Genomic DNA, 14,297 nt, shown 5'->3' with positions numbered 1-14,297 from the left:
TTTCGAGATGCGAATCAGAGTCTTGACGAGCGAATCAGCTCTTCAGCAGCGGATTGATCTTCTTGGCGAACTCCTCGAACGAGGCCTCTCCCTTGATCTTCTCGCCGTTGATGAAGAAGGTCGGCGTCGAATCCACCTTGAGCACGTCGCTGGCGTATTTCTGGTCGGCGGCGATCTTGTCGAGCAGCGCCTGGTCCTTCAGGCAGGCTTCCACCTGCTGCTGCGTGAGGCCGGCCTGCTTGCCGATCCGCGTCAGGGTCTCGGTGGTGTTCTTCACGACCCAGTCGTTCTGCTGGCGGAACAGCATGTCGGTGACCGCGAAATATTTCGGCCCGTCGTCCTTGGCGATGCAGCGCGACAGCATCGAGCCGGCCGCGGCTTTGATGTCGAGCGGGAACTCGCGGAAGATGTAACGCACCTTGCCGGTGTCGATGTATTCCTTCTTGATCTTCGGGAACACCTGCTCGTTGAAGGCGGCGCAGTGCGGGCAGGTCATCGAAGCGTATTCGGTGATGGTGACGGCAGCGTCCTTCGGGCCGAGCGCCATGTCGGGCAGCGACACCGGCTTGGCCACATCGCCAGCCGACTGCGCCATGGCGTCGGAGATGAACCGGAGCGGCGAGAACCCGGCGACCGCGGCAAGCCCGGTCAGCGACAGCATCGTGGTGAAGGCGCGGCGGGTGATGATCAAGGTCGGCTCCCGGATTGGCGTGGTCTTGCCCCAGGGGGTTATGAGTTCCCACCCGGGCGGCCTGTCGCTAGCTTGAAACGTGGTTTGAGGCAATGGCGAGCGGCAGGGACGGGTCCAGATTGGCCGCAAAATAAGGCTCAATTTCGCTTGATGGCCGCCCCGAGCCGCGCCAGCGCCGTCTTCAGTTCTTCGTCTTCGATCGCCCCCAGGCTCTCCGCCACCTTGGCGACCGATTTGGGGTCCGGCGGGCCGGGCCGCTTTCGGGCCCGCGGCCGCGAGAGCGGGGCTTGGCGGAAAGCCAGCTTGCCGACCGCGCTCCAGCCGAAGAAACGGTTGACCCGCTGCAGGATCACGTCGGCGGAATGCTGGATCTCCAGCGCCATCGGCCCTTCGACCCGCAGCACCAGCGTCGCCGGCTCCTGCGGCTGGCCCTCCACCGGCCGCGGCCATTGCATCTTCAGCGGCTCGGCATGGGCCGCGATTTCGGGCCCTGCGATCTGCGCCCACCGCGTCACCAGCTCGCGCGCGGCAAAACCCTGCTTGGCATAGGCCTCGGCAAAGACGTCGTCGAGCAGGATGCCGAGCGGTTTGGCGCTGATCGGGCCGGGTTTGAAGATGGGACCGGATTTGGACATGGGGCCTTATAGCATTTTGGCGGGCGGGCCACATGGGCTTCGCCGTCATGGCCGGGCTTGTCCCGGCCAACCACGTTCTTCCTACTCATCCACGTTCTCCCGCGAAGAAAGACGTGGATGCCCGCGACGAGCGCGGGCATGACGTGGAGAGATCGACGTAACGTCGTTAGGGTGAGAGCATGAGCCCAAAATCTGCCCTCAAGGCCAGGCCGGAACCTGCGCCGTCGAAAGCGTCGTCGCGCCCGACCCTCCTGCTCGCCTGGTACGACCGCCACCGGCGCCGGCTGCCTTGGCGGGCGGCGCCCGGAGAGGCGTCGGACCCGTACCGCGTCTGGCTGTCGGAGATCATGCTGCAGCAGACCACGGTGAAGGCGGTCGGGCCTTACTTCGAGAAATTCGTCGCGCGCTGGCCTGACGTCACGGCGTTGGGGAACGCCTCGCAGGACGACGTGCTGCGAATGTGGGCCGGCCTCGGCTATTACTCGCGGGCGCGCAATCTCTACGCCTGCGCGGTTGCCGTGACGCGCGAGCACGGCGGCGTCTTTCCGGACACAGAAGACGGCCTGCGCGCGCTGCCGGGGATCGGGCCCTACACGGCGGCCGCGATCGCGGCGATTGCCTTCGACCGCCATACCATGCCGGTGGACGGCAATATCGAGCGCGTGGTGTCGCGGCTTTTTGCCGTTGAAGAAGAACTCCCGCAGGCGAAGCCGCTGATCCAGCAATTGGCGGCGACGCTGCTGGCGAATTCGCGCGCCGGCGACAGTGCCCAGGCGCTGATGGATTTGGGCGCCTCGATTTGCACGCCGAAGAAGCCGGCCTGCTCGCTGTGTCCGCTCAATGAGGATTGTATCGCGCGTGCGCAAGGCACGCAGGAGACGTTCCCGCGCAAAGCCCCGAAGAAGAGCGGGACGCTGCGCCGCGGCGCTGCCTTCGTGGTGACACGCGGCGACGAGCTGCTGGTCCGTTCGCGGCCGGAAAAAGGCCTGCTTGGCGGCATGACGGAAGTGCCGGGCTCGGACTGGCTCGCCGGCCAGGACGATGCGACCGCGAAGCGGCAGGCGCCGGAGCTGAAGGGATTGTCGCGCTGGCAGCGCCAGGTGGGCGTTGTCACCCACGTCTTCACGCATTTTCCGCTGGAGCTCGTAGTCTATACGGCGAAGGCCGCTGCCCGCACGCGGGCACCTGCGGACATGCGCTGGGTGCCGATCGCAACCCTTGCCGGAGAAGCGCTGCCCAATGTCATGCGCAAGGTGATCGCGCACGCGCTGGACCTTCCACCGGGCCCATCCTCCTGACAGCACGTTGGCAGCAGCGTTGCGCTACGGGATTGCGAAACGGAGGTTGCCAATGGTCAAGACCGCACTCGACAACTTTCCACGGCCGCCTTGCGCCGAACTGCTCGGCTGGCGTCTGCTCGATGCGCTTCCGGAAGAGGGGTGGATCAAGCTCGCCTTCGAGGGCAAGCCGGAGTTCTGTAATCCCGCCGGCTTCATCCAGGGCGGCATGCTTTCGGCCATGCTCGACGACACCATGGGCCCGGCCGTGCTGGTGATGAGCGAGGGCCGGCTCTACACCACGACCATCAGCATGACCGTGAATTTTTTGGCCCCGGCCAAGCCCGGTCCGATTATCGGCGAGGCCAAGGTGACGCAGCTCGGCAAGACCATTGCTTTCGTCGAGGCGAAGCTGATGGCGGAAGACGGCACCGTGCTGGCAACGGCAAGCGCAAGCGAGCGGCTGCTGGAGGCGGCGAGGGTGGTGAAGTAAGGCGGCGCCGCTCTGCCGCTCCCTCGCCCCGCTCTTCGCGGGGAGAGGTGAAGAGGACTTCGCGGCTCGTTGACTAGCTACCTCCCGCCCGCGCGTCCTTGCTCACGATCGGCGGCTTGGCATTCAGCGCGTCCACCTGGAATCCCGCGACGCGCTTGTAGTTCGCCGCGATGTCTTCCAGCTCTTTTTGCGACAGCACGTCGGCGACGACCTTGTAACCATCGGGTGCGCGTTCCTCGACCAGCTGCATCACCTGCTCGGGGCCGTTCTTGCGGTTGAGCAGCACGAGGTCGGTGGTCGCGGGCCGGCGCTCGGCCTCATAGGCGAGCAGCGCCGCGGTGGTCGGTCCATGCGCGAGAATCTCGCGGGTGATGGTGCGGGCATCGAGGATCGCCTGCGAGGCGCCGTTCGATCCGATCGGGTACATCGGGTGCGCCGCATCGCCCATCAGCGTGACCTTGCCAAAGGTCCATTGCGAGACCGGATCGCGGTCGACCAGCGGATATTCATAGGCGTGCGGGCAGTTCCTGATCAGGCCGGGCACGTCGAGCCAGTCGAACTGCCAGCTCTCGAACCAGGGCAGGAACTCCTCGAGCCGCGCGGTGCGGTTATAATCCTCACGCCGCCACTGATAGGTCGGCGGCATGTGCCGCTCGGCGACCCAGTTGATCAGGTGGTTGCCGTTTGCGTCCGGCTCCTTCGAAATGGGATAGCAGACGAATTTCAGGATCTCGTGCCCGGCCATGATCATGGTGCGGCCGGTGAGGAAGGCCTTGGCCGGCGTGACGCCGCGCCAGAGGATGCGTCCGTTCCAGATCGGCGGGCCTTCGTTCGGATAGAGCTTTTCTCGCGCGGCGGAATGAATGCCGTCGGCGGCGATCAGGATCGCGCCTTCATAGGTCCCGGCGGCCTTGCCGGTCGCCCGGTCGATGAAGTCGGCGCGCACGCCCTCGGTCGTCTCGGTCCAGCCGGTCAGGTGATGGCTGGTCAGAATGTTGTCGCGGCCGAGCCGCTCGACCGCGGTGTCGAGCAGGAGCTGTTGCAGTGTGCCGCGGTGGATCGAGAATTGCGGCCATTTGTAGCCGGCCTCCAGCCCGCGCGGCTCGCTCCAGATCGGCTTGCCGTGCTTGGAGAAATAGGCGAGCTCACGCGTCCGCACGCCGCTGGCGTCCAGCCTGTCCAAAAGCCCGAGCTCGATCAGCTCGCGCACCGCATGCGGCAGCACGTTGATGCCGACGCCGAGCGGCTTCAGTTCGGCGACGCTCTCGAACACTTTTACGGGAACGCCGATTCCGTGCAGGCTGAGCGCAAGCGTCAGCCCGCCGATGCCGCCACCGGCGATGAGTACGGTCATGACAAGATCCCCCTCCGATTGACGCGTCTTCGCATAGCAGGGCGGCGGTGGGCAACTGCGAAGAGCTCGCCTATGGACGGCGCGGCGAGGGGCCGTTAACCTCGGGCTTTCCCAATGAGGTCCGCCATGCTCAAGCTCTACTACGCCACCGGCACCTGCGCGCTCGCCACCTACATCACCCTGGAGGAGGCCGGCGCCGACTACACGGCCGAACGGCTGAGCTTCAAGGACAACCAGCAGAACAGCCCGGACTATCTCGCGATCAACCCGAAGGGGCGCGTGCCGGCGCTGGTGACCGATCGTGGCGTCCTCACCGAGACGCCCGCGATGCTGGCCTACGTCGCGCAGACGTTCCCCAAGGCGAGGCTCGCGCCGCTCGACGATCCCTTCGACTTTGCCCAGGTTCAGTCGTTCAACTCCTATCTGTGCTCGACCGTGCACATCAATCATGCCCACAAGATGCGCGGCGCGCGCTGGGCGACGCAGGAGAGCTCGTTCGCCGACATGAAGGCGAAGGTGCCGCAGACCATGGCCGCCTGCTTCGCGCTGATGGAGCAGAAGATGTTCAGGGGCCCCTGGGTGATGGGCGATCAGTACACGATCTGCGATCCCTATCTCTACACGCTCTCGACCTGGCTCGAAGGCGACAGCGTCGACATCAACGCAACGCCGAAGATCGCCGATCACTTCAAGCGCATGTCGGACCGCCCGGCGGTGGCGAAGGTGATGGCGGCGCAGAAGGCGTGACAGCTCTTGAGGGTGGGTTAGCTGAGCAGATGCGCAAAGCGCATTTGCTCGGCGCAACCCCCCATGTCTCGACGAGGTTGGCGGATTACGCCTTCGGCTAATCCGACCTACGAAGATTTTTGCTCCAGCTCCCGTCCGGTCTGAAGCATCAGCCGTCGCAGCCAGATCGAGCCGGGGTCCATCTGCGCCCGCGTCGGGTGGAACATGAACTGTTCGTCGATCCCTGGGTCGAGCGGCGGCGTCACCGTGACGAGGCCGAGCTGTTTCGATAGCGCCGCGATCAGGCGGCGTGGCACGAAGGCGACAAGGTCGGTCCGCGCGGCGACATGCAGCGCTTCCAGATAGCCTGACACCACCAGCGAAATGTGCCGCTCGATGCCTTTGGCGCGCAGCCAGGTATCGATCAAATCCTCATTGCTGCCGCGGATGATCACGCCGACATGGCGCGCGGCTAGGAAGGTCTCACGCCGCTTCAGCTTCGCGGCCCAGGGGTGGCCGCGCCGCACCGCGAGGGCATCGCTGTCGGTGTAGAGCAGCTGGCGGTGAAAGCCTTTGAAGGCATTGCCGATCGAGATCACGAGGTCGATGGTTTGGGCAAACTCGGCGTGGAAGATCGCAGGTCCCCGCCACGGCACGACGTCGATGCGGACGTTGGGCGCGGCCCGCGTCACCTTCTCCATCAGCGGCGGCATCAGCAGCTCGACCGCCAGGTCCGGCATCATCAGGCGGAATTGCCGCTCGCTGCGCGCGGCGTCGAAATCGTCGGGCACGAACAGCCCGCGCACCTGGTCGAGCGCCTGCGCGAGCGGCGCGCGCAGGGCCTGCGCCCGCGGCGTCAGCTCCATGCGTGCGCCGGTGCGCACCAGCAGGGGATCGCCGAGAATGTCGCGCAAGCGCTGCAATGCATGGCTCGCCGCCGGCTGAGACAGGCCCATCCGAAGCGCGGCGCGACTGACACTGGCCTCGCGCAGCAAGGCGTCGAGCGCGGTCAGCAGGTTCAGGTCGAGCGAATTCAAATTCATCAGGTGAATACATATCATATCTACTATCGATTTGAAGAATGGAGATCGGCCGACGATGATCTCGGTGTTCTCACCAAACGGAGATGCCGCCATGAGCGCTGCCACCAACAAGAAACTGATGCAGGATATTTTCGCAGCTGCCGCCAATCCCGACCCGGCCGCGCGCGACCGTGCGCTGTTCACCGCGAGCCTTGCCGAGGATGCCAAATGGGTCGTGACCGGCCAATATTCCTGGTCGCGGACCTTTTCGGGCAAGCAGGCCATCCTCAACGATCTCCACGGCTATGTGCGCACCCGCCTGCGCGACCGCACGCGTACGGTCGCGCACCGCTTCATCGCCGATGGCGACGTGGTCGTCGTCGAAGCCAAGGGCGACAACGTCACGCACGAAGGGGTGCGCTACGACAACGACTACTGCCTGGTGTTTCGTCTCGAGGACGGCAAGATCAAGGAGATCCGCGAATACTGCGACTCGATCCTGACCGAGAGGGCGCTGGGTCCGTATCCGCAAACGGCAGCACGGGCCGCGGGCTAGCGGCTTGAGCGCCCTCTGGTTGACCAGCTTGCGGCGTCCGTCCCGATTGACATGGATCGTGCCGGTCTGGCGGACGCTGGCGGAGATGGTCCGGATCCGGCGGCAGCGCTCTCGCCAATGCTGCCAACTCGCCGCCCTGAGCGAGCGGGAGCTTCAGGACTTCGGGATGACCCGGGCCGAGCTAGCCTACGAACTGGATAGGCTTGTCCGGCGTAAATAAACAGGCGAGCCGGAAGCGGCGCCGCCCGTGCCGCTTCCGGCTCGAACCCTCGGGAACCTTTGCAGCGCCTCGAACGTTTGGGTGGGTTGCTGGGGCAATCGCGCCCGAGACCATGGGCTTTTGGGAATTGCATGCTGGTTGGGGCTTCGGACGTGACGACACATGCGGGCCGCAGCCATTCCGGACTCCGTCAACGCCTACGAGATGCGACATCGGATGCCCATCGCGAGCTCGATGCGCAATTGTCGGCGTTCGACCTGTCCGGCCTTGCCGGCTATCGCCGCTTCCTCGGTGCCAGTGCCGGTGCACTTCTTCCGCTTGAAGCCGCCCTGGCGGATGCTGGTGTGGATCGCATCTTTCCCGACTGGCCGGAACGGTCGCGGAGTGCTGCCATCGCGGCCGATCTCGGGCGCCTCGGTGCAACCGCTTCGCCGGCAGTCTCTGTGCCGCCGCTCACGCACAGCGGCATGCTCGGCACCATGTACGTGCTGGAGGGCTCCCGGCTCGGCGCGAAGTTTCTGCTGAAGACCGTCGCCGATGCGAACGATCCGCGCATCCGCGAGGCCTGCACCTATCTCCGCCACGGCGCAGGCAGGAGGCTCTGGCAGAGTTTCCTGTCAAAGCTCGAAAGCGAGGAGGACTGCAACGAGGTCGAGGTGATCGCGGCGGCGCGGGTCGCCTTTGCCGCCTTCGAGCAGGCGGCGGACCGCGCATGAACGAGGCGATCGATCTCACCAATTGCGATCGCGAGCCGATCCACATTCCCGGCAGCGTGCAGCCGTTTGGCTTCATGCTCGCCGTGCTCTCTGATTTCACGATCTGCATGGCCTCGGACAATGTTGGCGACTTTCTCGGAAGCGACGTTGCCGACCTGCTCCAGCGGCCGCTATCGACCGTCATCTCGGAGGCCGCTGTCGAAACCATCCGCAGCCGCGTCGACCATTTGATCGGGCCGGATGCGACCGAGCGTCTGTTCGGTGTCGAGCTTCAGGCCGGCAGGCCGCTCTACGATCTCGCGATCCATTTCTCCGGCGTCTACCTCGTCGTCGAGGCGGAGCCGAGCGTCCACGAGCCCGGCGTCAATTCCGGCGAGCTCGTCCGCCTGATGCTGGAACGGATCCGCAAGACGCGCGGCATGACGGATCTCGCGCGGGAGGCGGCGCGCCAGCTCAAGGCGCTGACCGGCTTCGACCGCGTCATGGTCTATCAGTTTCACCCGGACGGATCGGGCGAGGTGATCGCGGAGACGGCGGAGACGGGGCTCGAATCCTTCCTCGGCCTGCGTTATCCCGCGTCGGATATCCCAAGGCAGGCGCGTGCTCTCTATCAGCGCAACTGGCTGCGCATCATCGCCGACGTCAATGCCAGGCCGGCTGCGCTGACGTCGACGGCGACGCACAATGCGGGCTTGCTCGACCTTTCGATGAGCGTGCTGCGCTCGGTATCGCCAATCCATATCGAATATCTGCGCAACATGGGGGTGGCGGCCTCGATGTCGGTGTCGATCCTGCGCGATGGCAAGCTGTGGGGGCTGTTCGCCTGTCATCATTATTCGCCGCGCTACATCTCGTTCGACAAGCGGACGGCCTCCGAGCTGTTCGGGCAGATGTTCTCCTGGATCGTCGAGGGGCGCGAACGCGAGGGCGACGTCGCCTATGAAGCCCGCGCCCATCAGGTGCAGGAGCGGTTGATCGAGATCGCGGCCTCCCACGAGCACAGCCGTCGCGCGATCGTCGACTTCCTCGGCGACTATCGCAAGATGATCGACTGCGACGGCATCGCGGTGTGGTCCGACAACAAGATCGCGCTTCAAGGAGACACGCCGACCGAAGACGAGGTGAAGGACCTCGTTGCCTTCATCAACCGAAATTCGCCGGGACGGATCTTCGCCAGCGCCGAGATCGCCAAGGTCTATGCCGCCGGTCAGTCCTTCCGGGACCGCGCCGCGGGGTTTCTCGCCATCCCGATCTCGCGAACGCCGCGCGATTGCCTGATCTTCTTCCGGCGCGAGGTCACGCGTTCGGTGAACTGGGCGGGCGCCCCCAACAAGGTCTACGACGAGGGCCCGAACGGGCCGAGGTTGACGCCGCGCAAGAGTTTCGAGCTCTGGCAGGAGACGGTGGCGGGCCAGTCGAAGCCGTGGTCGGCGGCCGATATCCGCATCGCCGAGAGCCTGCGCGTCACGCTGCTGGAGGTCATCCTGCAATTGTCCGATCTCGCCGCGCACGAGCGCCGCGGGGCGCAGGAGCGGCAGGAGCTGATGATCGCCGAGCTCAATCACCGCGTCCGCAACATCCTGAGCCTGGTTCGCGCCCTGGTGGCGCAGAGCAAGGACACCGCGACGAGCGTGGAGGAGTTTGCCGGCGTTCTCGGCGGCCGCATCCAGGCGCTGGCCCGCGCCCACGACCAGATCACCAATCTGAACTGGGCGCCGGTGGCGCTGCGGACCCTTGTCGAGTCGGAAGCCGGCGCCTACCTCGGGGCACGTGCAGGCCGGGTGAAGATAAGCGGGCCAGACGTCGCGCTCGATCCCAAGGCATTTGCCACGCTCGCCCTCGTCGTACACGAGATGATGACCAATTCCGCCAAATATGGCGCGCTCGCCGATTCCACCGGCAGTGTCGAAATTGTCTGGAGCCTCGATCCCGCGTCGAGCCTCGTGATCGAATGGAAGGAAAGCGGCGGCCCGCCGGTGCAGCCACCCACGCGGCGCGGCTTCGGCACCACGATCATCGAGCGCTCGGTGCCGTTCGATCTCAAGGGCGATGCCGAAATCCGCTTCGACCTGCTGGGCGTGCAGGCGAAGTTCGTCATTCCCGCCAATTTCGTCGAACTGGTGCCGTCAATAGCAGGAGCCGCCATGCGCATCGAGGAACAGCAATCCAGTCGTCCCCGGCTGTCCGAAACCGCGCTGATCGTCGAGGACAATTTGATCATCGCCATGGCGGCCGAGGTCATCCTGCTCGATCTCGGCGCCCGCCATGTCGACACCGCCGCAAGCGTCGATCAGGCGCTGCGCGCGATCGAGCGCACCCGGCCGAGCTTTGCCTTGCTGGATCTCAACCTCGGCAGCGAGAGCAGCATCAAGGTGGCGCAGAAGCTGAAAGAGATCGGGGTGCCCTTCATCTTCGCGACCGGCTACGGCGAGCGCGCGCCGTTGCCGGAGGAGCTCGCCTCGGTGCCGGTGGTCCAGAAGCCGTACACGCTGGAAGTGGTCGAGCACGCGCTTGGCAAACTGCAGCAGGTCGGTGCGCAGTAAACGCTTGCATGCCGCGCTATGCATGCCGCTGCGGATTCTTGCACGACTTCGCATAGCTGCCGATAAAATCAGCAGACCTTACGTGCGACGACACGTGCGCGCGCGAACAATTTGAAGGTTCAATTAACGAGTGTCCGCCATTGTGTCGCGGTGCAGCGTGGGTCGCATGGATGCGGCGCGCGGCTGTCAGGGTGGCCGGTGACGATCGCCGGAAGCGTTCGGCCGCTCGAAGTGGAATGCATCTGGGTGGACAGTGGGAATGCCGAAGTTTCGTTTGCGGATCAGGGGACGCCTGTACGCAGGCTTCATGGCCCTGGTGGCGGTTGGCCTCGTGATGGCGGTGGTTGCCGTCTGGAATTTGCGGGCGGTGCAGGATCAAGTCGCGAGGCAATCCGCACTTTCGGACAGCACGGCGCGGGTTTTGGAGATATCGACCCATCTCCAGGCGATCCAGCGCGCCAATCTGCGTTACGTCTACGACGCCAACGAGCCCGCAATGAAAGAGGCGCAGGAGCGCGAGACCGCGGCGATCGAGCTGTTGCGGGTCGGGGCAAAAGGAACGGCCTCCGAGGAGCGGCGGGCGCTCTATAACGGCCTGATCGACGACATCGGCAAAATGCGACGCCTGCGTGACAACCTCGGCGACGCCGTCAACGAGGCGAGAACCGGCAAGGCGACGTTGCTGCCGAGCGGCGAGGATCTCGCCACCAAGACCGGCAAGCTGGTCGATGTGGCGCGTGCGGCCGTCGACGAAGACACCGCGGCCCTCGTCGCCGACCTCGAATCCAGGATCCTCCTGGTCCGAATCGCAAACTGGCGTTTCCTGGCTTTGCGCGACGTGCAGGGGCCGGCGAACTTCCGGGCCAGCGTCGACAGGGCGGCACAACGGCTCGCGGCGCTCGAGAAGAGCCCGCAGGCGACGGAACTGCGCTCGACACTGGCGCCGGTGAAGACCGCGCTCGGCCTCTACAAATCGGCGTTCGAGACGACCTCCGCCGCGATGCTTCAGGCCGACGAGATCTATCACAAGAGCCTCGCGCCCCTCATCGTCGACAGCATCGGCAGGCTCAAGGCCGCGGAAACGACCTTGAAGAAGGACTATCAGGATTCGCGCAGCCAGGCCGAAGCCGTGATCGCCAGCACGACGACCATTCAGGCGATCGCAGGCGGCCTTGCCATCCTGTTCGGCGCCATCGTGGCGTTCCTGATCGCGCGCAGCATCGTCGGGCCCCTGGCCTCGATGACGAGCGCGATGGGGCGGCTTGCCGGCGGCAATCTCGAGGTCGAGATCCCCGGCCGCGGCAAGGCCGACGAGATCGGCGACATGGCCAAGGCGATCCAGGTCTTCAAGGACAACATGATCGACACCGAGCGCATGCGCGCCGAGCAGTCCGAGGTCGAGGCGCGGCAGGCGGAAAGCCGCAAGAAGGACATGGTCAGGCTCGCCGACCAGTTCGAGCAGGCGGTCGGCGAGATCGTGAACACGGTGTCGTCGGCGTCGAGCGAGCTCGAAGCCTCCGCCGGCACCTTGACCACGACGGCTTCGCGGGCCCAGGACCTGTCGACGGAGGTGGCCTCTGCGTCCCAGGAAGCGACCGCGAATGTCCAGGCGGTCGCCACCGCGACCGAGGAGCTGTCGTCCTCGGTCGGGGAGATCGCCCGCCAGGTGCAGGAGTCCGCACGCATTGCGGGCGAAGCCGTCGGCCAGGCCAGCCGGACCAACGATCGCGTCGGCGAGCTCTCCAAGGCCGCGGCCCGGATCGGCGACGTGGTCGAGCTGATCAGCACCATCGCGGGTCAGACCAACCTCCTGGCGCTGAACGCCACCATTGAGGCCGCTCGTGCGGGCGATGCCGGCCGCGGCTTTGCCGTCGTCGCCACCGAAGTGAAGGCGCTGGCCGAGCAGACCGCCAAGGCCACCGGCGAGATCGGACAGCAGATTGCAAGCATCCAGACGGCGACCGAGCAATCGGTCGGCGCCATCAGAGAGATCAGTGGCACTATCGAGCGGCTGTCGGAGATCTCCTCCGCGGTCGCCGCCGCGGTGGAGCAGCAGGGCGCGGCCACGCAGGAAATCTCGCGTAACGTGCTGCAGGCCGCTCACGGCACCCAGCGGGTCTCGACGAACATTGGCGACGTGCAGCGCGGGGCGTCCGAAACCGGTTCAGCCTCATCGCAGGTGCTCTCGGCGGCGCGGTTGCTGTCGGCCGACAGCAACCGGCTGAAGCAGGAAGTTGCCAAGTTCCTCAGCTCGGTTCACGCCGCCTGAGCCGTGCAAAGCAAAGGGCCACGCGCATGCGCGTGGCCCGGCCGGCGTCGTGGTGCGCTCAGGCCACCTTGGTCGTCAAGTGCTTGAACATGTTGGCGCGCGCCTCGTCGTCCATCTCGGCCTTGAAGGTGAACTTGTCCTTCAACGCGATCGCGCGCGCCGCCGCCGGCCGCGCAGAGACCTCGTCCACCAGCCGCTTCACGTTGGGGTAGCGCGCAAAGGCGTCGTCGCCGAGCTTGAACGGCACCATCCGCGCCCAACCCCACAGCGCCATGTCGACGATCGAATAGGTATCGCCGACCATGTAGCGGCGGTCTTTGAGGTGGCCGTCGAGAATCGTGTAGTGGCGATCGGTCTCGTACTGGTAGCGGTTATGGGCGTAGTCGTGGTTCTGGTCCTTCGGCGCGAAATGCTTGAAGTGCACCGCCTGGCCCGAATACGGCCCGACGCCGGTGGCGATGAACATCAGCCAGGACAGCGTCTCGCCGCGCACGCTGGCCGAGGGCAGGAACTTGCCGGTCTTCTCGGCGAGGTAGAGCAGGATGGCGTTCGAATCGAACACGATCGTCCCGTTGTCGTCGATCGCCGGCACCTTGCCGTTCGGATTGATCTTCAGATAGTCCGCCGTGAATTGCTCGCCCTTGCGGGTGTCGATCTTGACCGGCTCGTAAGGCAGGCCGGACTCTTCCAGATAAAGCGCGACCTTGGTCGGGTTCGGCGATCCATTGAAATAGAATTTGAGCATCATTGATCTCCCCAGTGTTGTTTGCCGAGCGCGAACGCAGCGTCGTCGCCGCAGGGTCGTCTTCTCTTGCCCGAACCTTCTAAAGGAGGGCAACCGGCGAGTTTGCCGGGCGGTACCTGCGCCCCGCGCAGATCAGCCGGCGTAACAAAGGCCGATCGCCGCCGTAAGGACCATCGCCGCGCCGACCGCTTCCAAGCGCAGTCCGAGCCGTGCGGCCAGATGCATATCGGAGGCGCGCGCCTTGCGCTCCGATCCGCGCGCATAGCCGTGCACGATGACATCTTGATTGAAATTGTCGTGCGCCTCGTTGCTGCTGGCGAGCCCGACGGAGATCACGAGTACGCCGAACAGCGCGAGGCCGAAGAAGCCGAGCAGGGCGATCAGGAACATCGGAAACATGCCGACCAGGAAGATCGGCAGCAGCGGCACCAACAGCAATGTCTCGGACTGTCGTCGCATCGGACCAAGCCGGCCAGAACGGAGGCTGATCCGGGGAGCTTAGTCCTGGCTGGGGCAGCATTCAACCATTACGCCGTCATTCCGGGGCGCGCTTCTTGGCGCGAACCCGGAATCCATTGGGCGGCATGGGACGTAGTTGGGTGGATTCCGGATTCTCGCTTCGCGAGCCCCGGAATGACGAAGGGAGGAGCCTACTCCGCCGACATGCCGGCGCGGATCTCGGCGCGCAGCTCGTCGATCAGCTTGAGACCCTTCTTGGTCTCGACGTGCCAGAACGTCCAGCCGTTGCAGGCTTGTGCGCCTTGCGCCACCGCGCCGATGCGGTGGATCGAGCCGACCTTGTCGCCGAACATGATGGCGCCGTCGGCGCGCACCAACGCCCCCAGCTTCTTCTTGGCGTCGAACAGTTTTGTGCCGGGCATGATCATGCCGCGCTCGATCAGCTCGGAGAACGCGACGCGCGGCGCTTCGCGCGCGGTCATGAACGGGGCGAGGCTGGCTTCCGGCAGCGGCTCGATCGCGGCGATGCGCTGCTCCGCGGCCTTCGCGTAAGTCTTGTCGCGCTCGAAGCCGATATAGGAGCGGCCGAGG

The 14,297-nt window shown here is 65.4% G+C and carries 15 protein-coding genes; 8 read left to right on the top strand and 7 right to left on the bottom strand.

Annotated features, from left to right (window positions below):
• Window positions 1-34: 34 nt before the first annotated feature.
• Both SE92_RS15655 and SE92_RS15650 read right to left on the bottom strand, forming a co-directional pair.
• Complete coding sequence (locus SE92_RS15655; RefSeq protein ID WP_063196571.1) at window positions 35-691, bottom strand: DsbA family protein; 657 nt, start codon at window positions 689-691, stop codon at window positions 35-37.
• 137 nt (window positions 692-828) lie between these two features.
• Window positions 829-1,326 (bottom strand): DUF721 domain-containing protein, encoded by a 498-nt coding sequence (locus tag SE92_RS15650; RefSeq protein ID WP_063196570.1) that lies wholly within the window; start codon window positions 1,324-1,326, stop codon window positions 829-831.
• A gap of 179 nt (window positions 1,327-1,505) precedes the next feature.
• Here SE92_RS15650 and mutY point away from each other — a divergent pair, with 179 nt between their 5' ends.
• Together mutY and SE92_RS15640 are read left to right on the top strand one after the other, a co-directional pair.
• Window positions 1,506-2,624, top strand: coding sequence for an A/G-specific adenine glycosylase (gene mutY / locus SE92_RS15645; protein WP_063196569.1), 1,119 nt, complete (start codon window positions 1,506-1,508; stop codon window positions 2,622-2,624).
• 52 nt (window positions 2,625-2,676) lie between these two features.
• A complete protein-coding gene (locus tag SE92_RS15640) occupies window positions 2,677-3,096 on the top strand; it encodes a PaaI family thioesterase (protein ID WP_063196568.1) in 420 nt (139 codons plus the stop codon).
• Window positions 3,097-3,169: 73 nt separating this feature from the next.
• Here the strand turns inward: SE92_RS15640 and SE92_RS15635 are convergent, their stop codons facing one another.
• On the bottom strand, window positions 3,170-4,450 hold the full coding sequence (locus SE92_RS15635; RefSeq protein WP_063196567.1) for a flavin-dependent oxidoreductase: 1,281 nt from the start codon (window positions 4,448-4,450) through the stop codon (window positions 3,170-3,172).
• Window positions 4,451-4,576: 126 nt separating this feature from the next.
• Here SE92_RS15635 and SE92_RS15630 point away from each other — a divergent pair, with 126 nt between their 5' ends.
• Window positions 4,577-5,197 (top strand): glutathione S-transferase family protein, encoded by a 621-nt coding sequence (locus tag SE92_RS15630; RefSeq protein WP_063196566.1) that lies wholly within the window; start codon window positions 4,577-4,579, stop codon window positions 5,195-5,197.
• A gap of 107 nt (window positions 5,198-5,304) precedes the next feature.
• On the opposite strand, the gene SE92_RS15625 is transcribed toward SE92_RS15630, so the two are convergent.
• Window positions 5,305-6,219 carry a LysR family transcriptional regulator gene (locus SE92_RS15625; RefSeq protein ID WP_063196565.1) on the bottom strand — a complete coding sequence of 305 codons (915 nt, stop codon included), beginning with the start codon at window positions 6,217-6,219 and terminating at the stop codon, window positions 5,305-5,307.
• Window positions 6,220-6,310: 91 nt separating this feature from the next.
• On the opposite strand from SE92_RS15625, the gene SE92_RS15620 reads away from it, so the two are divergent.
• The 5 genes from SE92_RS15620 to SE92_RS15605 all read left to right on the top strand — a co-directional run bounded on the left by SE92_RS15620 (window position 6,311) and on the right by SE92_RS15605 (window position 12,502).
• Entirely contained in the window at window positions 6,311-6,754 is a 444-nt protein-coding gene (locus SE92_RS15620; protein ID WP_063203556.1) for a nuclear transport factor 2 family protein, read from the top strand.
• 85 nt (window positions 6,755-6,839) lie between these two features.
• Window positions 6,840-6,974, top strand: coding sequence for a YjiS-like domain-containing protein (locus SE92_RS35005; protein WP_084251967.1), 135 nt, complete (start codon window positions 6,840-6,842; stop codon window positions 6,972-6,974).
• A gap of 59 nt (window positions 6,975-7,033) precedes the next feature.
• On the top strand, window positions 7,034-7,690 hold the full coding sequence (locus tag SE92_RS15615) for a biliverdin-producing heme oxygenase (RefSeq protein ID WP_349510039.1): 657 nt from the start codon (window positions 7,034-7,036) through the stop codon (window positions 7,688-7,690).
• Complete coding sequence (locus SE92_RS15610; protein ID WP_063196563.1) at window positions 7,687-10,233, top strand: HWE histidine kinase domain-containing protein; 2,547 nt, start codon at window positions 7,687-7,689, stop codon at window positions 10,231-10,233. Before SE92_RS15615 ends, SE92_RS15610 begins: the two co-directional genes overlap by 4 nt.
• 259 nt (window positions 10,234-10,492) lie before the next feature.
• Window positions 10,493-12,502, top strand: a complete 2,010-nt coding sequence (locus SE92_RS15605; RefSeq protein WP_063196562.1) for a methyl-accepting chemotaxis protein — start codon at window positions 10,493-10,495, stop codon at window positions 12,500-12,502.
• Between the two features lie 58 nt (window positions 12,503-12,560).
• On the opposite strand, the gene SE92_RS15600 is transcribed toward SE92_RS15605, so the two are convergent.
• The 3 genes from SE92_RS15600 to SE92_RS15590 form a co-directional block, all read right to left on the bottom strand.
• Window positions 12,561-13,247: a glutathione S-transferase family protein gene (locus SE92_RS15600; RefSeq protein ID WP_063203555.1), complete on the bottom strand. Its 687-nt coding sequence runs from the start codon at window positions 13,245-13,247 to the stop codon at window positions 12,561-12,563.
• A gap of 132 nt (window positions 13,248-13,379) precedes the next feature.
• On the bottom strand, window positions 13,380-13,706 hold the full coding sequence (locus SE92_RS15595) for a hypothetical protein (protein WP_063196561.1): 327 nt from the start codon (window positions 13,704-13,706) through the stop codon (window positions 13,380-13,382).
• Between the two features lie 191 nt (window positions 13,707-13,897).
• Window positions 13,898-14,297: restriction system modified-DNA reader domain-containing protein (locus tag SE92_RS15590; RefSeq protein WP_502686763.1), on the bottom strand; the 400-nt coding region annotated here is incomplete at its 5' end.

The organism is Bradyrhizobium sp. AT1 (assembly GCF_001590795.1).
In the GTDB taxonomy this organism is placed as follows: Bacteria; Pseudomonadota; Alphaproteobacteria; order Rhizobiales; family Xanthobacteraceae; genus Bradyrhizobium.
This window is presented reverse-complemented; position numbering and strand designations above follow the sequence as displayed.